This is a genomic window from Nonomuraea sp. NPDC049158 (assembly GCF_040648335.1).
Taxonomy (GTDB): domain Bacteria; phylum Actinomycetota; class Actinomycetes; order Streptosporangiales; family Streptosporangiaceae; genus Nonomuraea.
The window spans coordinates 70,668-90,642 of the sequence record NZ_JBEZDM010000041.1; the positions used below are offsets into that span (position 1 = coordinate 70,668).

Annotated in this window: 19 protein-coding genes, 2 tRNA genes and 1 riboswitch; of the genes, 12 read left to right on the forward strand and 9 right to left on the reverse strand. The window is 67.7% G+C overall.

The window, feature by feature from the left end; all coding sequences use genetic code 11:
• Nucleotides 1-8: 8 nt before the first annotated feature.
• From AB0B61_RS48680 to AB0B61_RS48700, 5 genes are all read right to left on the reverse strand, one after another.
• On the reverse strand, nucleotides 9-920 hold the full coding sequence (locus AB0B61_RS48680; RefSeq protein WP_358447761.1) for a hypothetical protein: 912 nt from the start codon (nucleotides 918-920) through the stop codon (nucleotides 9-11).
• Nucleotides 921-978: 58 nt separating this feature from the next.
• A riboswitch (cyclic di-AMP (ydaO/yuaA leader) is annotated at nucleotides 979-1,119 on the reverse strand.
• Between the two features lie 69 nt (nucleotides 1,120-1,188).
• Nucleotides 1,189-2,259, reverse strand: coding sequence for a galactose-1-phosphate uridylyltransferase (gene galT, locus AB0B61_RS48685; protein WP_358447763.1), 1,071 nt, complete (start codon nucleotides 2,257-2,259; stop codon nucleotides 1,189-1,191).
• Nucleotides 2,256-3,035, reverse strand: a complete 780-nt coding sequence (locus AB0B61_RS48690) for a DeoR/GlpR family DNA-binding transcription regulator (protein WP_225292576.1) — start codon at nucleotides 3,033-3,035, stop codon at nucleotides 2,256-2,258. The genes galT and AB0B61_RS48690 overlap by 4 nt, the downstream gene beginning before the upstream one ends.
• 319 nt (nucleotides 3,036-3,354) lie before the next feature.
• Complete coding sequence (locus tag AB0B61_RS48695) at nucleotides 3,355-3,990, reverse strand: uridine kinase (RefSeq protein ID WP_358447764.1); 636 nt, start codon at nucleotides 3,988-3,990, stop codon at nucleotides 3,355-3,357.
• Between the two features lie 95 nt (nucleotides 3,991-4,085).
• The gene (locus AB0B61_RS48700; RefSeq protein ID WP_358447766.1) at nucleotides 4,086-4,343 is read right to left on the reverse strand and encodes a hypothetical protein; all 258 of its coding nucleotides are present in this window, start codon (nucleotides 4,341-4,343) and stop codon (nucleotides 4,086-4,088) included.
• A 216-nt stretch (nucleotides 4,344-4,559) separates the two neighbouring features.
• On the opposite strand from AB0B61_RS48700, the gene AB0B61_RS48705 reads away from it, so the two are divergent.
• Complete coding sequence (locus AB0B61_RS48705; RefSeq protein ID WP_358447768.1) at nucleotides 4,560-5,126, forward strand: hypothetical protein; 567 nt, start codon at nucleotides 4,560-4,562, stop codon at nucleotides 5,124-5,126.
• Nucleotides 5,127-5,278: 152 nt separating this feature from the next.
• On the opposite strand, the gene AB0B61_RS48710 is transcribed toward AB0B61_RS48705, so the two are convergent.
• Nucleotides 5,279-5,349, reverse strand: a tRNA-Gly gene (locus AB0B61_RS48710).
• 89 nt (nucleotides 5,350-5,438) lie between these two features.
• On the opposite strand from AB0B61_RS48710, the gene AB0B61_RS48715 reads away from it, so the two are divergent.
• Nucleotides 5,439-5,515: transfer RNA gene (locus AB0B61_RS48715), tRNA-Pro, on the forward strand.
• 216 nt (nucleotides 5,516-5,731) lie between these two features.
• Here AB0B61_RS48715 and AB0B61_RS48720 read toward each other — a convergent pair.
• Nucleotides 5,732-6,283 (reverse strand): hypothetical protein, encoded by a 552-nt coding sequence (locus AB0B61_RS48720; RefSeq protein WP_358447770.1) that lies wholly within the window; start codon nucleotides 6,281-6,283, stop codon nucleotides 5,732-5,734.
• Between the two features lie 58 nt (nucleotides 6,284-6,341).
• Between AB0B61_RS48720 and AB0B61_RS48725 the strand changes: the two genes are divergently transcribed.
• The 4 genes from AB0B61_RS48725 to AB0B61_RS48740 all read left to right on the forward strand — a co-directional run bounded on the left by AB0B61_RS48725 (nucleotide 6,342) and on the right by AB0B61_RS48740 (nucleotide 9,960).
• Nucleotides 6,342-6,824, forward strand: coding sequence for a hypothetical protein (locus AB0B61_RS48725; RefSeq protein ID WP_358447772.1), 483 nt, complete (start codon nucleotides 6,342-6,344; stop codon nucleotides 6,822-6,824).
• Between the two features lie 492 nt (nucleotides 6,825-7,316).
• Nucleotides 7,317-7,805, forward strand: a complete 489-nt coding sequence (locus tag AB0B61_RS48730; RefSeq protein ID WP_358447774.1) for a SigE family RNA polymerase sigma factor — start codon at nucleotides 7,317-7,319, stop codon at nucleotides 7,803-7,805.
• On the forward strand, nucleotides 7,802-8,542 hold the full coding sequence (locus tag AB0B61_RS48735) for a hypothetical protein (RefSeq protein ID WP_358447776.1): 741 nt from the start codon (nucleotides 7,802-7,804) through the stop codon (nucleotides 8,540-8,542). The genes AB0B61_RS48730 and AB0B61_RS48735 overlap by 4 nt, the downstream gene beginning before the upstream one ends.
• Before the next feature lie 41 nt (nucleotides 8,543-8,583).
• Nucleotides 8,584-9,960: a M1 family metallopeptidase gene (locus tag AB0B61_RS48740; protein ID WP_358447778.1), complete on the forward strand. Its 1,377-nt coding sequence runs from the start codon at nucleotides 8,584-8,586 to the stop codon at nucleotides 9,958-9,960.
• A gap of 6 nt (nucleotides 9,961-9,966) precedes the next feature.
• Here the strand turns inward: AB0B61_RS48740 and AB0B61_RS48745 are convergent, their stop codons facing one another.
• Together AB0B61_RS48745 and AB0B61_RS48750 are read right to left on the reverse strand one after the other, a co-directional pair.
• Entirely contained in the window at nucleotides 9,967-10,800 is an 834-nt protein-coding gene (locus AB0B61_RS48745) for a M48 family metalloprotease (RefSeq protein WP_358447780.1), read from the reverse strand.
• Between the two features lie 145 nt (nucleotides 10,801-10,945).
• Entirely contained in the window at nucleotides 10,946-11,407 is a 462-nt protein-coding gene (locus AB0B61_RS48750; protein ID WP_357953438.1) for an ATP-binding protein, read from the reverse strand.
• Nucleotides 11,408-11,655: 248 nt separating this feature from the next.
• On the opposite strand from AB0B61_RS48750, the gene AB0B61_RS48755 reads away from it, so the two are divergent.
• From AB0B61_RS48755 to AB0B61_RS48780, 6 genes are all read left to right on the forward strand, one after another.
• Nucleotides 11,656-12,522, forward strand: a complete 867-nt coding sequence (locus tag AB0B61_RS48755; protein WP_225292604.1) for a helix-turn-helix transcriptional regulator — start codon at nucleotides 11,656-11,658, stop codon at nucleotides 12,520-12,522.
• Between the two features lie 169 nt (nucleotides 12,523-12,691).
• Nucleotides 12,692-14,077, forward strand: coding sequence for a trigger factor (gene tig / locus AB0B61_RS48760; protein WP_358447782.1), 1,386 nt, complete (start codon nucleotides 12,692-12,694; stop codon nucleotides 14,075-14,077).
• Nucleotides 14,078-14,251: 174 nt separating this feature from the next.
• Nucleotides 14,252-14,884, forward strand: a complete 633-nt coding sequence (locus AB0B61_RS48765) for an ATP-dependent Clp protease proteolytic subunit (RefSeq protein WP_358447784.1) — start codon at nucleotides 14,252-14,254, stop codon at nucleotides 14,882-14,884.
• A 10-nt stretch (nucleotides 14,885-14,894) separates the two neighbouring features.
• Nucleotides 14,895-15,518: an ATP-dependent Clp protease proteolytic subunit gene (locus tag AB0B61_RS48770; protein WP_225292607.1), complete on the forward strand. Its 624-nt coding sequence runs from the start codon at nucleotides 14,895-14,897 to the stop codon at nucleotides 15,516-15,518.
• Nucleotides 15,519-15,692: 174 nt separating this feature from the next.
• Nucleotides 15,693-16,976, forward strand: a complete 1,284-nt coding sequence (gene clpX / locus AB0B61_RS48775) for an ATP-dependent Clp protease ATP-binding subunit ClpX (protein WP_225292608.1) — start codon at nucleotides 15,693-15,695, stop codon at nucleotides 16,974-16,976.
• Nucleotides 16,977-17,059: 83 nt separating this feature from the next.
• On the forward strand, nucleotides 17,060-19,624 hold the full coding sequence (locus AB0B61_RS48780) for a valine--tRNA ligase (RefSeq protein WP_358447786.1): 2,565 nt from the start codon (nucleotides 17,060-17,062) through the stop codon (nucleotides 19,622-19,624).
• Nucleotides 19,625-19,975: the final 351 nt, after the last annotated feature.

Consider the following 19,975-nt stretch of genomic DNA (forward strand, 5'->3'; position numbering starts at 1 on the left):
CGGGCGCCCTAGAACATCGAAATGTGCACGTGGTCGAAGTGGTTCTGGGTGATGCTGCCACGGTCGGACATCGAGCTCCACCCCGAGCCCTGGTTGATGCGCTGCTTCCAGATCACGTACTTGACCCCGAGCTTGTCCTTGTTCTCCAGCGCCCAGGCCGCCACGCGGTCGCCGAGTGCCTGGTTGGCGGAGCTGGGCATGCTGCCGCCGGTGCTCATCATGAAGTCGCACGCGCGCCCCAGCGGGTGCTCGCCGCCGCCGCCGTCCGCGCGGAAGCAGCCCACCTCGTACGGCAGCGCGAAGTCCTTCTGGATCAGCCCGCGGATCACCCGCATCCGGGCGGTGATGTTGTCGGTGCCAGAGGGCAGTTCGGGCGCCCAGCTGCCGTCCGAGCGGCGGCCGGGGCCGAACGGGATGAGGCCCTTCAGCTTCTTCTGGATGTCCTTGATGACGCCCTGCGCGTCGTCCCGCTGCTTGGCGACATTGGCCGCGTCCTCGCGGATCTTCGACTCGAGGGCGGTCGCCTGGTCCGCGGCCGCCTTCTTCTCGTCCCGGGCGGTGGCCACGCCCTGCACGATCGCCTGTTGCTCGGCCGCGAGGTGGTTCAGCAACGCCGCGCTGGAGGCATCGGTCGGCAGGGTGAGGTTCGGCAGCGCGCCGGTGCCGTTCTGGTACTGCAGGCGCGCGAGCTCGGTGACGCGTTTCTGGGCCGTGATGAGCTGAGCCTCCGCCGTGGCCAGCCGTTTCTTGGTCGTTTCCGAGTCCTGCTGGGCCTTGGCCAGTTCGACGCGCTTGAGGTTGTAGGTCTCGATGAGCTTGTCGACCTTCTTGTCCAGCTGCTTCAGCTCCGCGCGGAGCTGGGACTCGCTGGGCTTGGGGGCGGCAGCGGCGGGCGCGGCCGTGAAGGCTGCCAGGGCCATGGAAGCGGAGGTGATGAGAGCGATGGCAAGACTCGAGGGGGACGCAGCCGCCACGGAGGGTTCCTCTCCCTATGCCGGCCGGGTTAGCTGACGGGTTCGGGCAGGGAGATGCCGCCTTACCACCTGAGTGGATTCACCCCAAGACGCGATGGGTCCCCGGCTCCCGGGCCACGCGCCCGGGATTAGGCCAGCACCGACCGTTTCGGTCGGCGCTGAACAGGGATATTAGTAGTAAAACCAAGGTCATGCGACTTCAAGTGGCAACCAATTAGAGATCTACCTGTGATTTAAGCATGCGTGCGGCTTCCTCCGGCAGGACATCGTTGACGAACGCGCCCATGGCCGACTCCGAGCCCGCCAGATACTTGAGTTTCCCGGGCGCCCGCCTGATGCTGAACAGCTCCAGGTGCAGATAGGCCAGGTCACGGTCCTGCCGCACGGGCGCCTGGTGCCAGGCCGAGATGTACGGCATGGCGACGCCGAACAGCCCGTCGAGCGCCCGCAGCACGGAGGTGTAGAGCGGGGCGAAGGCGGCGCGTTCCTCCTCCGACAGCGCGGCCAGGTCCGGCACCTGCCGGTGCGGATACACGTGCACCTCGAACGGCCAGCGGGCGGCGGCGGGCACGAACGCGGTCCACAACTCGTTGGCCGCCACCACACGCACTCCGGCCGCCCGCTCGGCCGCCAGCACGTCGGCGAACAGGTTGCCGCCCCGGTGCCGGGCGGCCGCGCCGAGCTGGAGCTTGGTCCGCGGGGTCACGTACGGGTAGGCGTAGATCTGTCCGTGCGGGTGCGGCAGCGTGATGCCGATCTCCTCGCCCCGGTTCTCGAAGCAGAACACCTGCTCGACGCCCTCGATCGCGGACAGCTCGGCCGTACGGTCGGCCCATGCCTCCATGACCAGGCCCACCTGCTCGTCGGAGAGCCGCGAGAACGACGACGAGTGCTCAGAGGTGAAGCACACCACCTCACACCGCCCCACCCCCGGCCGGACCTCACTCAGCCCCCCGACATCCCCATAAGTCCCGAAATTTCCGGAAAAAGAGGGGAAGCGGTTCTCGAACACCGCCACGTCATAGTCGTATGCCGGGATCTCCGAAGACCTCGTCTCGGACGACGGGCACAGCGGGCACTCGTTGGCCGGAGGCAGGAACGTACGCGTCTGGCGGTGCCCCGCCATCGCGATCCACTCCTCGGTGAGCGGGTCGTAGCGCAGCTCCGACGCCATCGGCCTGGGGTCGAGCGCCCGCCGGTCGATCGCGCTCCGGTCGGCGTCGTCGCGCCGGTCGAAGTAGATCAGCTCTCGGCCGTCGGCCAGGTGGGTGATGGTGCGTTTCACTGCGAGTCCTCCGCGATGATCAGTTCGCCGGCGCGTTCGCCCAGCTCCATGCGTGCCTCCTCGGACAGCCCCGAGTCGCTGATGACCGCGTCGGCCTCGGTCAGATCGGCGATCGTGCTGATGCCGACCGTGTTCCACTTGGTGTGGTCGGCCGGGATGACCAGCCGGTGGGCCGCGTGCACCAGCTCCCTGTCGGTCTCCGACTCCAGCAGGTTGGGCGTGGTGAACCCGGCCCGCACGCTCATCCCGTGCACGCCGAGGAACAGCGTGTCCACGTGCAGCCGCCGGATCGCGGCCACCGCGACCGGGCCGACGAGGGCGTCGGACGGCGTGCGTACGCCGCCGGTCAGCACGACCGTGCGGTCGGCGCGCGGATTGCGGTGGAAGACGTCGGCCACCGGGATCGAATTGGTGATGACCGTGAGCTCGGGCACCGAGATGAGATGGTGGGCCAGGGCCCAGGTGGTGGTCCCGGCCGACAGGGCGACCGCGGTGCCGGGCCGGACGAACTGGGCGGCGCGGCGCGCGATGGCCTCCTTCTCCTGCTGCTGGCGGGCGGACTTGGCGGTGAAGCCCGGCTCCTCGGTCGAGCCGGGACCCAGCGCGGTCGCGCCGCCGTGCACCTTCTCCAGCAGCCCGCGCTCGGCGAGCACCTCGAGGTCGCGGCGGACCGTCATGTCGGAGACGCCGAGCTCGCGAACGAGGTCGGCCACCCGAACACCGCCGCTGCTGCGGACGCGTTCGAGAATCGCCTGCTGGCGCTGCTGTGCGAGCACGCCCCCGCTCCTTCCAACAGATTCCACCAAATTATGACACGACTTTGTTGGGGAATGTTAGGTCGCACGGGTTGTGCGGTAGGCCACAGCGCGAGACGTTGGGAAGCGGACCGATCACTGGAGGTATCCATGGCGAAGCGATCTCGCAAGACCAAGGCGCGCAAGAAGAAGAAGGCCAACCACGGCAAGCGCCCGAACGCGAACTGACGGCCGACCGGCCGCGGTGAGCTCCTTCACCCCGGCCGGCACAACGGCTCAGCTCGGCGATGGTCTCGGCCGGCGCGGCGCCGGGACGGTACGCCTGGGGCCACGGCGGTGTTCACTGCCCGCCCTCGATCAGGATGGCCATTCGTCCGGGATGGTCCGCGCGTACGGCCACGTCGGCGGTCCGCAGCGGCTCGGCCTCCCGCTCGTAGCGCGCGTAGGCGGGCAGCCGCCACCGCTCGTCCTCCCCGGTCATCCGCCCCAGCGCCCCCTCGGACAGCCACAGATGCACGCTCACCTCGAACGGCAACCAGCGGCCCAGCAGCAGCGTCCCGTCGAGCAGCAGCACAGCCCCCTGAGGCAGCGTCTGGTACGGCAGGCGGTACGCGCGGTCGGCCCGGCTGTCCCAGAGCGCCGGCAGTACCTTGCCGCTCCCCTGGGGCCCCAGGGGGCCGAGTACCTCCCGGGTCAACGCCCCGGTGTCGAGCCAGTCGTCGTGGAAGGCGTCGGGGTTCGTCCGGCCGTACTCGAGCCTGAGGGACGCGGGCCGCAGGAAGTCGGTGGCGGACACCCGCAACACGGCCCTGCCCAGCGCCCTGAGCGGCGCGACCAGCTCGTCCGCCAGCCGTTCGGGATGGGCGGGCGGCGCTCCGTCGACGGCGACCCGCGCGTAGGAGTCGCGCGGCAGGCCCGCGATCCGCTCGGCCAGCTCCTCGACCAGGGCCTCTCGGGAGATCGCTCGCGCACGCATCACCCCGAGCCTACGCGCTTCCCCCCGCAACCACTCAGACGGCGCCAGAACCGCTCAGGTGACACCAGGGACCGCTTGGGCGGTGGCGGGACCGCTCAGGCGGTGCCGCGCGGCCACGTGGGCCCGTCGTCCTGCCTGGTGTGCTGCCCCCGGCGCACGCAATCGGGACAAACAGGTTCCCGCCGCGACCGAGCCGAGGCTTCCGGCGCGGGTTGTGCGCCCGGGGCGGTCCTGCCCGGGGGAGCCGCGGGGTCGGGGTCGACCACGAACATCGTGACGCGTTCCGGGTCGAAGCCGAAGGTGCGCTTGCAGCCGTAGCACCGGCCTATCGTCGTGATCCCTTTGTCCGCCATGCGGCCTCCCTATCGGGCACGCCCGGTACCGAGATCAAGAGCGTAACCGAGCTTGTCTCACGAAGCGCGAAAACAGCCGAAACCACCACGAGATCATCTGGTGCGGACCGCGTATGCGGGAGGCCTGACGCGCGCACTCGCATGATGGCTACGTTGCTCTATATGGGCGACAGAACAAGATCACTGACCCTGACGGACATAACCACGACATTAGACATGGCCCTCGACGCGCTCGAAGCCGCGGACACCAGCCTGGCGTATCGCGTGTGCGGCACAAGCGCCGCACTCCTGCAAGGCGTACCACTCCGTGCTGGGGACATCGACATCCTGCTCGCCAGCCGAGAAGACGTAGAAACATTCGCCGCGGCACTCTCCTCGTTCCCCTGCCTAAATGCCGCCTCATGGTTCCCGGAATCTTCGCAATACTTCACCAGGTTCGAGGTGAATGGCATCGAAGTGGAGCTCAGCACCGTCGAGCGGCAAGTCGATTCGGACGGTTGGGAATGTGTGGGCAGCGGCCCATGGCAGCATTACGTCCTAGTTACCTGTGGCTCTCACCAGGTGCCGGTAGTCCGGCTGGAACTCCGGTTGGTCACGGAGCTCCTACGAGACCGGGCTGATCGATACGATCCGCTCCTCGACCACATGAGCACGCACGGGTTCGATGCTGCTCTGTTGCAACGGTCGATGAACGCCCACCACATCCCCGCTCACCGCCGGCGGCAAGTCCAAGACCGCCTCGCGCGGTCCTCCCTCGGCACCCCGTCCCTGCCCCCGGCCTGACGCCTCCCGTCTGCCAGGGTCTGCAAGATCAGGCTCACGCCGGCCACCCGGCACCCAGCAGAACAAGGGATCAGGCATACAACAGGCAAAACAGGGCGAAGATCACAAAGGCCAGGCTCCCTGTACGGGATGACCTGGCCTTTCGCCGTGAGAGCGGACGACGGGAATCGAACCCGCGTAGCTAGTTTGGAAGACTAGGGCTCTACCATTGAGCTACGTCCGCGCGAACTGGTCGAAGTCTGGTCTAGACTTCATCCGGTCGTCAGGGCGTAAGCGTACCGGAGTCCCGGAGCGTGTGCGTACCCGGCGAGACGGGGCGTGGCGCAGCTTGGCAGCGCGCTTGCTTTGGGAGCAAGAAGTCGCAGGTTCAAATCCTGTCGCCCCGACCAGCTAGAAGGCCACTCACCAGGTTGGTGGGTGGCCTTCTGCGTGCCTATCGTTCCGCGCCGGCCAGGGTTCGGGGTTCATGGGTCTTCGATGACGCTCCGGATGGCGCGCCGGACGCGCGGTATGGGTCTCATGATGGACGCATCGCGCTGGGCGTGGAACGGCTGATCGCAAGGCCCTGGACCCGCAGCGTCCCGGCCGGCCGCCGTCGCCACCGGCTACCGGGCGGTGTCTCCCGGCGGGGTGTCGTCGTCGGCACCCTCATCGGTGGCGGGGTGTTCGCTGCGCCGTCTGCGTCCGTGGTACTCCGAGTCAGGGTCGCTCTCGGCCGGGGCGAAGCGGTCGAACGGGGAGGTCTCCGGGAGGTTGACGACGCTATCGCTTGGTTCGGAGTCGAAGAGCGACTCCAGGGGGCTGGGGGGATTGACGGCCTCGAAGGGTGGAGCCCAGGCGGCGGTCTCCTGAGGGTCCGTGGCGGAGCCAAGTACAGGCGAACTGGTCCCGGGTCCGTAGAGGGCGTCGCGTAGGACATTTTCCTGTTGGCCGGCGGTGGCGGTCTCGAGGGCTTCCAGGAGTTGCCGCCTCCACTGGTCGCCCTCGTCGGGCTCGGCGGTGCTGTGGTGGGGGTCGGGCGTGGATGGGATGGGTTCCAGGTATCCGGCGGTGGCCAAGCGCGTCCCGCGGCGGGCCTTGGCCACGAGCACGGTGAGCACAGCCAGCAGGGCCGCCACGACCACCACGGCCGAGGTGACCATCGTTGGAGTGGACAAGCTCGGCAGTGAGTTGGTGACCGCGGTGTTCAGGTGTGTAGGGAGTGCTTTTTGAGCCATGGTGCTGGTCGCCGTCGGCGTCGCAGCTGTGTCCTCCGCGAAGGCGGGCTCGGTGGTGGAGGTCGTGGCCGGCATGGGCGAGGACGAAGTCGTGGTCGTCGCGTCAGTGGGGGTGGCGGTCGGCTCGGCTTCGGAGGTGGCTGTGGCTGACGGCGAGTCCGACGTCGTGGCGGTATCCGTGGGCGAGCCGGATGTGGCCGGGGTGGGGGTGGCTGACGATGAATGCGACGCCGTGGGGGTCGGCGTAAAGGTGGGGGTGGCTGACGGTGAGTCAGACGGTGTAGGGGTGGCCGTGGGGGAGGACGAGTCCGAAGCGGTGGCGGTGGGCGTGGAGGAAGGCGTATCGGTGGCAGTCGGTGCGTCTGAAGTCGGCCGTGGAGTAGCTGTGGGCGTGTCTGAGGAGGGCGTCGGTGCGGTCGCGGATGGCGATGCGTCCAAGACCCGGGTCGGTTCGGGTGCAGGGCCGGTCGGCTCCTCCTGAGTGCCCTGGCTCTTCCCGTGAGTGCCCTGGTGGTTCTGGCGAGAGTCCTGGCGGTCTCCGGTGTCCGTAGGCGGCCACTGAGAGGGTCGGCCCGCGTGGTCATCGGCTGGCTGTGGAGCGGTCGGGTCAGTTTGCTGCGTCATGGAATTGTGGGACCTCCGGGGCCAGACCGGATTTACCCATACAGATCCTGACAAAAGTGATGACTATGGACTGATGTGGCTAAACCGGAAGCTTGTGGTAGGGCGAGAGTACCTCGCCATTTCCGCAGGTCAAGTGCCCTTCAAGAGGCGCTGGGGGACTCGGCCAAGAGTAAAAGCCCAGGTCAAGAGCGGTGTCGGAAATGTCATATAACGGGGCTATGCGGAGAAAGATCTACTAACTTTCGTAGCCGCATCCGTCAGCGGGCCGCCGTCCACACCGTGATCGCCGGCCGGGAATCCCTGTCGCGGCTGTCATCCGGTTCAGGACCCCAGAGAGTAATGACCGGTGATGGATGGATTCGCGGAGTATGTGACAGCCCGGTCGGGCCGGCTGCGCCGTATCGCCTATGTGCTCACCGGCGACTGGAGCACAGCCGAGGACCTGGTGCAGACCACACTGGCCAGGGCATGGCAGGCGTGGCGCCGCATCAAGGGCGATCCCGACCCGTACGTCTACCGCATCCTGACCAACACGCACGCCTCCTGGTGGCGCAGACGATGGCGCGGCGAGGTGCCCACGGAGTCGCTCCCCGACGCGACCGCCCGCGGCGACTTCGCCCGCGAGCTCAGTGAGAAGGACGCGCTCTGGACGGCGATCAGAGGGCTGTCGGACCGTCAGCGGGCGGTCATCGTCCTGCACTACTTCGAGGACCTGACGCTGCCGCAGTGCGCCGACGTGCTCGGCTGCTCTCTGGGCACGGTGAAGACCCAGCTCGGGCGGGCGCTGACGCGGCTGCGGGTGCATCCGACGATCCAGCTGATGGGGGTGGAGCAATGAACCATACCGAAGACGACCTGCGCGAGCTGCTCGCCGAACGTACGGCGTACGGACCCGGAGGGGACATGGACGTGGCCGAGATCGTACGGAGGGGCAGGCGCGGCCGGTACGCCCGGTGGAGCGTGGGCGCGGTGCTGGCGGGGGCCGCCGCGACCGCCGTGGTGTGGGTGCTGCCGGGGGCGGTGACGGCCCCGGCGCCCGTACCGGCGGCCCAGTTCGTCGCGTCGGCCGGCCCGTCGAGCGCGGCCTCCGCGCTACCGTCGCGAGTGTCCGATCCGCCGGCCACCCTGGACGGCCTGACCAGGATCTGGGCTGTGATGAACTCGATGTCCGCGACCGGACATGACCTCAAGGTCAGGCCGACCAGCCACGCCACCACCGTGGCCGTCATCTGCGCGAATCCGCAGTCGTGGGTGGTCACGGCCGTCAGGGGCAGCCGCGCAGGGCAGGTCAGCCGGTGCCAGGGCGGCATGGTCCGGCACACCTACAACCGGCGGTCGCTCCCCTCCGGATGGTTGAACGGGAGCCAGTCCATCCGCGTGTGGGTCTTCCCTCCCACCGAGCTCATCGGACAGGCGTCACTGGACGGCTGCGCCGTGGCCGACAAGCGGAAGGGGACCTGCGACGGCAGGTACGCGGCCCAGGAGCTGATCAGGTACGACGTCGCCCTGGAATTGGCCGCCGACCTGGGAGCCAGGCCCGGAACGTGGTCCGCCGCGGTCTACGACAAGAGCTGAGGGAAATGACGCTTACCAAGCGTTCTATATCGCCATAAAGCATGACGTACTACCGTGGCGCGGTGCATTCGATCATTTCCCTCTTACTCACCGCGGCGGTGGCCGTGCCGGGCGTTCCCGACAAGGGTCTCTCGGAGCCGGTGGCGGACCCTGTCTACCCCGCCTACGGCAACCCCGCGATCGACGTCCTCCACTACGGACTGAAGCTGGACTGGAAGCCGTCCAAGCGCCTGCTCACCGGTACGGCTCGGCTCACCGTCAGAGCCGTCAAGAAGATCGACAAGATCTCGCTCGACTTCGGCCGCGCGTTGCGCGTGGACGGGGTGACGGTCGCCGGGAAGACGGTCAAGGCCCGGCACCCCGGTGACCATCTGGTGATTCCGCTGCGCTCCTCGGTGGCGGCGGGCAAGCGGGTCGAGGTGGCCGTCCGCTATCACGGGGTTCCCCAGCCGGTGAACACGGGGCAGTACCGGCCGGACACGAGCAAGCTCGGTCTCCGCTCGGCCGCCGACGGGTCGGCGTGGGCGCTGCAGGAGCCGTACGGGGCCTTCACGTGGTTCCCCGTGAACGATCACCCGTCCGACGAGGCCCGCTACGACGTGGCGGTCACGGTGCCGCGCGGGTGGGCCGCGGTGGCGCACGGGCGCTTCGAAGGCCGCAAGGGGAACACCTACCTCTGGCGTTCGACCGAGTCGGTGGCCAGCTACGTCACGCTGCTCACCGTCGATCGCTACCAGCGCTTCGACGCCAAGGGGCCGCGCGGGATCCCGATCACGTACTGGCTGCGCCGGGGTGACCAGAAGAAGTACCTCCCCGTCGTACGGCAGACGCCGGCGATCCTGCGCTGGCTGGAGAAGCGGCTGGGTCCCTACCCCTTCAACAGCGCGGGTGTGGTCGCCACCAGCGACTCCGGGATGGAGACCCAGCAGATGGTGACGCTGGCCCCCGAATTCCTCACCGCCAATGTGGTGGCGCACGAGATGGCGCACCAGTGGTTCGGCGACGCGGTCACGCCCCGGACCTGGCGAGACGTCTGGCTGAACGAGGGCTTCGCGATGTACTTCGAGTGGGCGTGGCAGGCCGACCACGGCGGCTCGAAGCTGGAGAGCTACCTCCGCGACGCTCGGGCGCTCGACGGGAGGCTGCGCAACCAGTTCGGGCCGCCCGGGCACTACCAGGCGAGCGCGTTCGGGGCGAGCAACGTGTACTACGGCCCCGCGGTGATGCTGCACGAGATCCGCAAGCGGCTCGGGGACGAGCGGTTCTTCGCGACCCTGCGCGCCTGGGTGCAGGAGCACAAGGGGACCACACAGGACCGGGCGTCGTTCGTGAAGTGGCTGAACGAGCGGACGGGGGACGACTTCACCGCCCTGGTCGACGACTGGCTCGACTCGCCGACCACGCCGACCGCCCAATAGAGGCGACTATCCCATGAGCCGCCGCACCCGTACGTGCACGTGCGGGTGCGTGGCCATCAGGGAGCCCCTCTTCGTACGGCAGGCCACCAGCCCCAACGCCGGCACCCCGCGCCGCAGGTCGGTCAGCGGGATGCCGTCCTCCGCGTGCACCTTGAGCAGCGCCGAGGCGAGCAGCCCCGGCTGGCCGAGCAGGTCGGCGGCGGCGCGGTCGGCGGCCAGCTCCCTGGAGCGGCTGAGCCAGCGCAGGGGCAGGTGCGCGAGGTAACTGGCCAGTCCCGCGGCGGCCCCGCCCGTCAGGACCGCCAGCCCGATGAGCAGCCCGAAGGGGAACTCCTCGAAGAACAGCCCCGGAGCCTCCATCGCGGCCCGCCCGGTGCCCTTGGCGAACGCCGCCAGCGCGATCGCGAACGAGCTCGCCAGCGTCATCACGGCCACGTCCCGGTGCTGGATGTGCGCGATCTCGTGGGCGAGCACCGCCGTCAGCTCGTCGGCCTCCAGGCGGGCGCGCAGCCCTTCGGTGACGATGATCGTCGCGCCGCGCCGCGAGCGGCCGACCGTGTAGGCGTTCGGGGCGGGGGAGGGGCTGATCGCCAGCCGCGGCTTGGCCACGTCGCTCAGCGCGCAGAGCCGATCGAGTACGGCGTGCAGTTCGGGCTCCTGCTCGGCCGTGACGTACCGGGCCCGGGTCATCCGCCGCGCCAGTGCCTCGGTGTACCACCACTGCACGAGCAGGATGAGGACCGCCCCGAGGGCGACGTACAGGACCGGAATCCCGATCAGCACCAGACCGGCCAGAACGGCCGAGTAGATGGCCGCGAGCAGGGCCATGGGGATGAGCATGCGCACCTTGGAACCTCCAGCCGACGACGTTGGGCCGGAAGGTCTCCCTCGCCGCACAGGGCCCGCCTGACCGGGCCGCGCGGGCCGTCATGACGATCAGGCGTGTTCGGAGGTACTCCCCTTCACTCCAAGAAAGAGTAATAAATCAGGAGTCAGTACGGAAGAGGGCCCACACGGCTTTGCCGCCACGAGCCAGCGGGTCCCAGCCCCAGCATTGGCTGTAGGTCTCGACTATATAAAGGCCGCGACCGTTCTCGGAGATGAAGTCGGGCTCCTTGGGCGTGGGGATCTTGTCGCTCGGATCGGCCACGGCCAGCAGCACGTGGGGGACGACCCGCATCAGCAGCAGCTGGATCTCTCGCCGGCCTCGCGCGTACATCGCGTACCTGACCGCGTTCGTGACCAGTTCGGACACGACCAGCGCGGCGTCGTCGCCCAACTCCGGCAGACCCCAGCCGCGTAAGGTGGAACGGGTCACGTCCCTGGCGGTCTTCACGGAGTCGGCCTGGAAGGGCAGCGGACACGAGGTCGTGTACGGCTTGCCCGAGCTCAACAGGCTGTCGAACCCCACTTCACGGGTGATCTGCAGGCAGTCGGCAGTGGCCAAGGGGTCCTCCACCATCCCGCCGATACCTCCCGATTGTTCCTGGGTTCGTGCATGTTTGGCCCAATATGCACTAGGCCATCATGGATCACGATCCCCGGCCGCTGCAAGACCCAAATGCACGTGCATGTGCAATGTGCAGCAGCATGAGCGGTTACCGGTAGGGGTATCCGAATCGGACACCAGGTTGAGACCTTGTCATACCCGGCAATGTGGTGTCACTGTGTGTGCGGACCTTGATAGGAGGCAGAGTGACGCAGAACCAGCCGGGTTCCGGCCCTACGGCGCTGCGCATCCTCCTGGGCTCCCAGCTGCGCAGGCTCAGGGAGGGGAAGGGCGTCACCCGCGAGGAGGCAGGCCACCTCATCAGGGGCTCCGAATCCAAGATCAGCCGCATGGAGCTGGGGCGCGTCGGCTTCAAGGAGCGCGACGTGGCTGATTTGCTGACCCTTTACGGGGTGGTGGACACCCAGGCGCGCGCAGCCGTACTCGACCTGGTGGCCACGGCGAACGAGCCCGGATGGTGGCACCGGTTCAACGACATCCTGCCCACGTGGTTCCAGGCCTACGTCGGCCTCGAAGAGGCCGCGGCCAGGATCAGGACCTACGAGGTCCAGTTCGTCCCGGGGTTGTTACAGACCAAGGAATACGCCCGGGCGGTCGTCACGGCCGGCTCGGCCGGCATCGGCGCGGAGGAGATCGCCCGCAGGGTGGACCTCCGGCTCGAACGCCAGCGCATGTTCGACCGGCCCGACGGCCCGGTCTTCTGGGCGGTCATCGACGAGGCCGCGCTGCGCCGCCCCATCGGCGGCGCCGAGGTGATGCGGGCCCAGCTCGAACACCTCATCGACCTGATGCGCCAGCCCAACATCACCATCCAGGTCATGCCGTTCAGCTTCGGGGGCCACAGCGCCGAGGGCGGCGCGTTCAGCGTCCTGCGCTTCCCCGACCACGACCTGCCGGACGTGGTGTACGTCGAGCAACTCGCCAGCGCTCTCTACCTGGACAAACGCGAGGACGTCGACCGCTACACCGAGGTCATGGAGCGGCTCTGCGCCGTCAGCACGACGCCGGACGAAACCATCGAGCTCCTGCGGGTGATCGCCGAGGAGTTCTGAGGGTCGTCACGTCGTTGTTGGGTACGCATCTACCCTAGACTGGCGAACGGCGCTTGGATCCCGCCAAGGCGGAGCATGCCCAGCGCCGCTCATGTGGGCGCGGCGCGTGAGCCGTACCAAATCTGGACGCGCCCGCGATCACTCGAAGCTTGATCAAGGAGACCACCCCGTGAAGACCGCTGTCGAGGAGCTCAGCCCGACCAGGGTGAAGCTCACTGTCGAGGTGCCGTTCGAAGAGCTGCGCCCGAGCCTGGATGCGGCGTACAAGAAGGTCGCGCAGCAGGTGCGCGTCCCCGGGTTCCGCCCTGGCAAGGTTCCGGCCCGCATCATCGAGCAGCGCTTCGGCCGCGCGGTGGTGCTGGAGGAGACTCTCAACGACGCGGTGCCCAAGCTGTACGGCCAGGCCGTCGACGAGGTCGACCTCTTCCCGGTCAGCCAGCCCGACATCGAGATCACCAAGATCGAGGATGGCGAGCAGGTCGAGTTCACCGCCGAAGTCGACGTCCGGCCCGCCTTCGAGGTCCCCGACTACGCGGGCACCGAGGTCACGGTCGACTCCGCCGAGGTCGCCGACGAGGACATCGACGGCCAGCTCGACGCGCTGCGCCAGCGCTTCGCCACGCTGACCGGCGTCGAGCGCGCGGCCGCCGCCGGCGACTTCGTCGTCATGGACCTGCGCGCCGAGATCGACGGTGCCAACATCGAGGAGCAGCAGGCCAACGAGGTCTCCTACGAGGTCGGTGCCGGCTCCGTGCTGCAGGGTCTCGACGACGCCCTCGTGGGCATGTCCGCGGGCGACGAGAAGACCTTCAAGACCGAGCTGGTCGGCGGTGAGAACGCCGGTGAGGAAGCCGACGTCATCATCAACGTCAAGACGGTCAAGGAGAAGGTCCTGCCCGAGCTCGACGACGAGTTCGCCCAGCTGGCCAGCGAGTTCGACACGCTCGCCGAGCTGAAGGACAGCATCCGCGAGCAGGCCCGCCGCAACAAGCTGGTCGACCAGGTCGTCCAGGCCCGCGAGAAGGCCCTCGACTCGCTGCTCGACAAGATCGAGATGCCGATCCCCGACAGCGCGCTCAAGGCCGAGGTCGACGCCCGCAAGCACAACCTCGAGCACCAGATCGCCGAGAGCGGGCTCAGCCGCGACGCCTTCTTCCGCCTCTACCAGACGACCGAGGAGGAGCGCTTCGCCGAGTTCGACAGCAGCTCCGCCAAGGCCATCAAGGTCGGGTTCGTCCTCGACAAGATCGTCAAGAGCGAGGAGCTGGGCGTCTCCGAGCAGGAGCTGACCAACTTCGTCGTCCGCCGCGCCATGGAGATGGGCGTCCAGCCCAACCAGCTGGCCCAGCACCTGGCCGACAACGACCAGCTGACGCTGGCGATGGTCGAGATCGTCCGTGACAAGGCCAAGTCCGTCGTCGGCGACGCCGCCAAGGTGGTCGACACCGACGGCAACGAGGTCGACCTCAAGGCCATCTACACCGAGATCAACGGCGAGGAGCCCACCGAGGACCCGGCCGACGAGCCGGCGGCCGAGGAGAAGGCCGACGCCTAGCCCCAGAAACGGCACCAAGCCCCCGATCCGGACGGTTCGGGGGCTTCGCGCTGCTCTGGGCGGCCGTACCTGCGCCGTCAGCGAACAGTAGGCGGACCGGGCATGAGCTGTGTGCCCCGCGCGTTAGGGTCACAAGCAAAGCCAATCGATTACGACGCATCGGAAGGTGACGCTGTGACCAGCCCGCCGACCTTCTATCAGCCTGAGTCGCGAGGCCGTGAGAACGGCTCGTCCTTCCGGCTTGAGGACCAGCTTTACCAGCGCCTGCTGCGCGAGCGCATCATCGTGCTGGGGCAGGAGGTCAACGACGAGATCGCCAACCGTATCTGTGCCGAGCTGTTGCTGCTCGCGGCCGACGATCCCGACCGTGACATCTGGCTCTACATCAACTCGCCTGGCGGGTCGGTGACGGCCGGCATGGCCATCTACGACATGATGGAATATGTGCCCAACGACGTGGCCACGGTCGCCATGGGGCTGGCCGCCTCCATGGGGCAGTTCCTGCTGTCGGCGGGCGAGAGAGGCAAGCGCTACGCCCTGCCACACGCGCGCATCATGATGCACCAGCCGTCCGGTGGCATCGGCGGCACCGCCGCGGACATCGCCATCCAGGCGGAGCAGATGCTCTACGTGAAGAAGACTCTGGCCGAGCGGATCGCGCACCACACGGGTCAGTCGCTCGACCAGATCGAGTCCGACTCCGATCGAGACCGCTGGTTCACGGCCGAAGAGGCCAAGGACTACGGCTTCATCGACCACGTCGTGCGCAGCGCGAGGCAGGTGCCCTCGCACGGCGCCGTCTCCTAGGGGAGTTGAAGTGAACATCGAAAGCCGGTACGTTCTCCCCTCCTTCGTCGAACGCACGTCCTATGGCGTGAAGGAGATGAATCCGTACAACAAGCTCTTCGAGGACCGCATCATCTTCCTCGGAGTGCAGATCGACGACGCGTCGGCCAACGACGTGATGGCTCAGCTGCTGACGCTGGAGTCGCTCGATCCCGACCGTGACATCAGCATCTACATCAACTCGCCGGGTGGCTCCTTCACCGCCATGACGGCGATCTACGACACGATGCAGTTCGTCCGGCCGGAGATCCAGACCGTCTGCCTGGGGCAGGCCGCCTCCGCCGCGGCCGTGCTGCTGGCCGGCGGGACTCCCGGCAAGCGGTTCGCGCTTCCCAACGCCAGGGTGCTCATCCACCAGCCGTCCACCGAGGGCGGCGGCCAGGGAAGCGACATCGAGATCCAGGCCCGCGAGATCCTTCGCATGCGCTCCCTCCTGGAGGAGATCGTGGCGAAGCACTCCGGAAAGGCGCCTGCGGAAGTCCGAAAGGACATCGAACGCGACAAAATTCTCAACGCGGACGAGGCAAAGGCGTATGGTCTGATCGACGACATCATCCCGTCGAGGAAGAAGCGAGCTCAGGCCGTCGCTTCCTGATGAGATGTGACGCACCGGAGCGCTGCCCGATTGGGCACGTTCCGGTGCGACTCGCCGCCAGGGGGCTCACTGAGGGCCCAGAAGACGGTAACGTCGAAACCTGAGCGGTTCGGACCCGGTCCGGGAGATACGGATCGCGGGAGCAGGGCGGTCCCACGCAAAGGAGTATCTGGGGTGGCACGCATCGGCGACGGGGGAGACCTGCTGAAGTGCTCTTTCTGCGGGAAGAGCCAGAAGCAAGTCAAGAAGCTCATTGCCGGTCCAGGCGTCTACATCTGCGATGAGTGCATCGATCTCTGCAACGAGATCATCGAAGAGGAGCTCTCGGAGTCCTCTGAGCTCAAGTGGGACAACCTGCCCAAGCCGAGGGAGATCTACGAGTTCCTCGACGCCTATGTCATCGGTCAGGACAAGGCGAAGAAGGCGCTCTCGGTGGCGGTCTACAACCACTACAAGCGGGTGCAGTCCGGCGACCGAGGTAGAGACGACGGTCTAGAGCTGGCCAAGAGCAACATCCTGCTGCTCGGCCCCACGGGCTCGGGCAAGACGCTGCTCGCACAGACGCTGGCGAAGATGCTCAATGTGCCCTTCGCCATCGCCGACGCCACCGCGCTCACCGAGGCGGGCTACGTCGGCGAGGACGTCGAGAACATCCTGCTCAAGCTCATCCAGGCCGCCGACTACGACGTCAAGAAGGCCGAGACCGGCATCATCTACATCGACGAGGTCGACAAGATCGCTCGCAAGAGCGAAAACCCGTCGATCACTCGCGATGTCTCCGGTGAGGGCGTCCAGCAGGCGCTGCTCAAGATCCTGGAGGGCACGACCGCGAGCGTGCCGCCGCAGGGCGGGCGTAAGCACCCCCACCAGGAGTTCATCCAGATCGACACGACGAACGTGCTGTTCATCTGCGGCGGCGCCTTCGCCGGTCTGGAAAAGATCATCGAGTCGCGCATCGGCAAGAAGGGCATCGGCTTCAACGCCATCATCCGGTCGAAGGAAGAAGTCGACATGGCCGACATCTTCTCCGACGTGATGCCCGAGGACCTGTTGAAGTTCGGCATGATCCCCGAGTTCGTCGGTCGTCTGCCGGTCATCACCTCGGTGCACAACCTCGACCGCGAGGCGCTCATCCAGATCCTCACTGAGCCGCGCAACGCGCTGGTCAAGCAATACCGCAAGCTGCTCGAGCTCGACGGCGTGGAGCTGGAGTTCACCGACGGCGCACTCGAGGCCATCGCCGACCAGGCGATCCTGCGCGGCACCGGCGCGCGCGGCCTGCGCGCCATCCTCGAAGAGGTGCTCCAGTCGGTGATGTACGAGGTGCCGTCGCGCCAGGACGTCGCCCGCGTGGTCATCACCCGCGAGTCCGTGCTCGAACACGCCATCCCGACGCTCGTACCCCGCGACCAGCTCGCCGCGAAACAGCAGCGCACGCCGCGGGAAAAGTCCGCCTGATCCCTTTCCTTACGGCAAGCGCCCCGCGGAGACCAACTCCCTGGGGCGTTTCGCTTTCCACCACCTCCCTAGAATTGGTCACTGTGACAACGCCAGAGCTGCCCACCCAGTACACCCCGGCCGACGTCGAGACCCGGAGCTACGAGCGCTGGGTATCCGAAGGCTATTTCCACGCGGACCCGGGCAGCCCGCGCGAGCCGTACAGCATCGTCCTCCCCCCGCCCAACGTGACCGGTGTCCTGCACATCGGGCACGCGCTCGACCACTCCATCCAGGACGCGCTCACCCGCCGGGCCCGCATGCAGGGCCGCGAGACGCTGTGGCTGCCCGGCATGGACCACGCCGGCATCGCCACCCAGAACGTCGTCGAGCGCGAGCTGGCCAAGGAGGGCCTGTCGCGCCACGACCTCGGGCGTGAGGCGTTCGTGGAGCGCGTCTGGCAGTGGAAGGAGGAGTCCGGCGGCCGGATCCTCGGCCAGATGCGCAAGCTGGGCGACGGTGTCGACTGGGAGCGCGAGCGCTTCACCATGGACACCGGCCTCTCGCGGGCCGTCCAGACCATCTTCAAGCGGCTCTTCGACGACGGCCTGATCTACCGGGCCGAACGCATCATCAACTGGTGCCCCCGCTGCCTCACCGCGCTGTCCGACATCGAGGTCGAACACAGCGAGGACGACGGCGAGCTCGTCTCCATCCGCTACTCCGACGAGATCGTGGTGGCGACCACCCGCGCGGAGACCATGCTCGGTGACACCGCCGTGGCCGTGCACCCCTCCGACGAGCGCTACGCCCACCTGATCGGCACGCTCGTCGAGGTGCCGCTCACCGGCCGGCAGATCCCCGTGGTCGCCGACGAGCACGTCGATCCGGCCTTCGGCACCGGCGCGGTCAAGGTGACGCCGGCCCACGACCCCAACGACTTCGAGATCGGCCGGCGGCATTCGCTGCCGTCGCTGACCATCATGGACGAGCGCGGCGTGATCACGGCGCACGGACCGTTCGAGGGGCTCGACCGGTTCGAGGCGCGACCCGCCGTGGTCGCCGCGCTGCGCGCCGAGGGCCGGATCGTCGCCGAGAAGCGCCCCTATGTCCACTCGGTCGGCCACTGCTCGCGCTGCAAGACGGTGGTCGAGCCGAGGCTGTCGCTGCAGTGGTTCGTCAACGTCTCGCCGCTGGCCAAGGCCGCCGGCGACGCGGTGCGCGACGGCCGTACCCGCATCCACCCGCCCGAGCTGGCCAAGCGCTACTTCGACTGGGTCGATGACATGCACGACTGGTGCATCTCGCGCCAGCTGTGGTGGGGTCATCGCATCCCGGTCTGGTACGGCCCGGCCGGCGAGGTCGTGTGCGTGGGCCCCGACCAGGATCCGCCCGCCGGCTACGTCCAGGACGCCGACGTGCTCGACACCTGGTTCTCCTCGGGCCTGTGGCCGTTCTCCACGCTCGGCTGGCCGGACGCGACCCCGGAGCTCGCGCGCTTCTACCCGACGTCCGTGCTGGTCACCGGCTACGACATCCTGTTCTTCTGGGTCGCGCGCATGATGATGTTCGGCCTGTACGCCATGGACGGCGAGCCGCCGTTCCGCACGGTCGCGCTGCACGGCATGGTCCGCGACCAATACGGCAAGAAGATGTCCAAGTCGTTCGGCAACGTCGTCGACCCGCTCGACTGGATCGAGCGCTTCGGCGCCGACGCCACCCGCTTCACGCTGCTGCGCGGCGCCAACCCCGGGGCCGACGTCGCGGTGAGCGAGGAGTGGGCGGGCGGTTCGCGCAACTTCTGCAACAAGATCTGGAACGCCACCCGCTTCGCGCTGATGAACGGCGCGACCACCGGCTCCCTCGAGGGCCTGGACCTGACGGCGGCCGACCGGTGGATCCTGTCGCGGCTCCAGAGCGTGATCTCGACGGCCGACGCGGCCTTCGAGGAGTTCGAGTTCGCCAAGGCGTCCGATCTGCTCTACCACTTCGCGTGGGACGAGGTCTGCGACTGGTACCTGGAGCTGGCAAAGATCCAGCTCGGTGAGGGGCTGGAGCACACGCGGCTTGTGCTGGGCCATGTGCTCGACACGCTGCTGCGGCTGATGCACCCGTTGGTGCCGTTCGTCACCGAGGAGCTGTGGCGAGCCGTTACGGGCGGCGAGTCGGTCGCCGTGGCGGCGTGGCCGCAGGTCGATGCCGCCCGCACCGATCCGGCGGCCGAGGCGGAGATCGTCGCCCTGCAGGAGCTGGTGACGGAGGTGCGCAGATTCCGTTCGGATCAGGGGCTGAAGCCCGGCCAGAAGGTGGCCGCGCGGCTCGGACTGGCCGACACGGCTCTCGCGGGACAGGAAGGGGCAATCCGCTCACTCCTGCGGCTCACCGAGCCGTCTGACGCCTTTTCCGCCACGGCCCGCTTCACCGTGGGCGGGGTGACCGTGGAGATCGACACCGCCGGCGCCATCGACGTGGCAGCCGAACGCAAGCGGCTGGAGAAGGATCTGGCGGTCGCGCGCAAGGAGGCGGCTCAGGTCGCGGCCAAGCTCGGCAACGAGCAGTTCATGGCCAAGGCGCCCGAGGACGTCGTCGCCAAGGTCAGAGGGCGTGCCGAGCAGTCGGCGGCCGACATCGTGCGGCTGGAGGCCCAGCTCGCCGGCTTGGGTGTTTGAGCGAGACACACCGGGGGAAGACCTATTCGTTACCGAAGTTGGGTCTTCCCCCGCACCAGGACTGCTAGAGTCTTCAACGCGGGGCAAGTTAGCCCGGCAAAACCCAATGATCTCTCCCGAGCTTCGGGCTGTGTCTGTGTGTGATTGGACATGAGTCAGAAGTTCAGGTAAGTTAAGAGGGTTGCCCGGAACGTACCGGATCGGCCGATTTGACAAGGATCGCGCGGATCTGATAAACTGGGCGAGACGAAATGTGCGCCTCTCGCAGGTTGGGGAGTACGCGTCCGTTTCTTGAGAACTCAACAGTGTGTTAAAAGCCAGTGCATGATGCACAACCCCGTCATGTTCATG

Bases quoted from the DNA above. Each gene is read 5' to 3' on its own strand.
- AB0B61_RS48680 (WP_358447761.1), bottom strand. From the start codon at position 920: ATGGCCCTGGCAGCCTTCACGGCCGCGCCCGCCGCTGCCGCCCCCAAG.
- AB0B61_RS48695 (WP_358447764.1), bottom strand. From the start codon at position 3,990: ATGCGTGCGCGAGCGATCTCCCGAGAGGCCCTGGTCGAGGAGCTGGCC.
- AB0B61_RS48700 (WP_358447766.1), bottom strand. From the start codon at position 4,343: ATGGCGGACAAAGGGATCACGACGATAGGCCGGTGCTACGGCTGCAAG.
- AB0B61_RS48705 (WP_358447768.1), top strand. From the start codon at position 4,560: ATGGCCCTCGACGCGCTCGAAGCCGCGGACACCAGCCTGGCGTATCGC.
- AB0B61_RS48725 (WP_358447772.1), top strand. From the start codon at position 6,342: ATGGTGCTGGTCGCCGTCGGCGTCGCAGCTGTGTCCTCCGCGAAGGCG.
- AB0B61_RS48730 (WP_358447774.1), top strand. From the start codon at position 7,317: ATGGATGGATTCGCGGAGTATGTGACAGCCCGGTCGGGCCGGCTGCGC.
- AB0B61_RS48735 (WP_358447776.1), top strand. From the start codon at position 7,802: ATGAACCATACCGAAGACGACCTGCGCGAGCTGCTCGCCGAACGTACG.
- AB0B61_RS48740 (WP_358447778.1), top strand. From the start codon at position 8,584: ATGACGTACTACCGTGGCGCGGTGCATTCGATCATTTCCCTCTTACTC.
- AB0B61_RS48745 (WP_358447780.1), bottom strand. From the start codon at position 10,800: ATGCTCATCCCCATGGCCCTGCTCGCGGCCATCTACTCGGCCGTTCTG.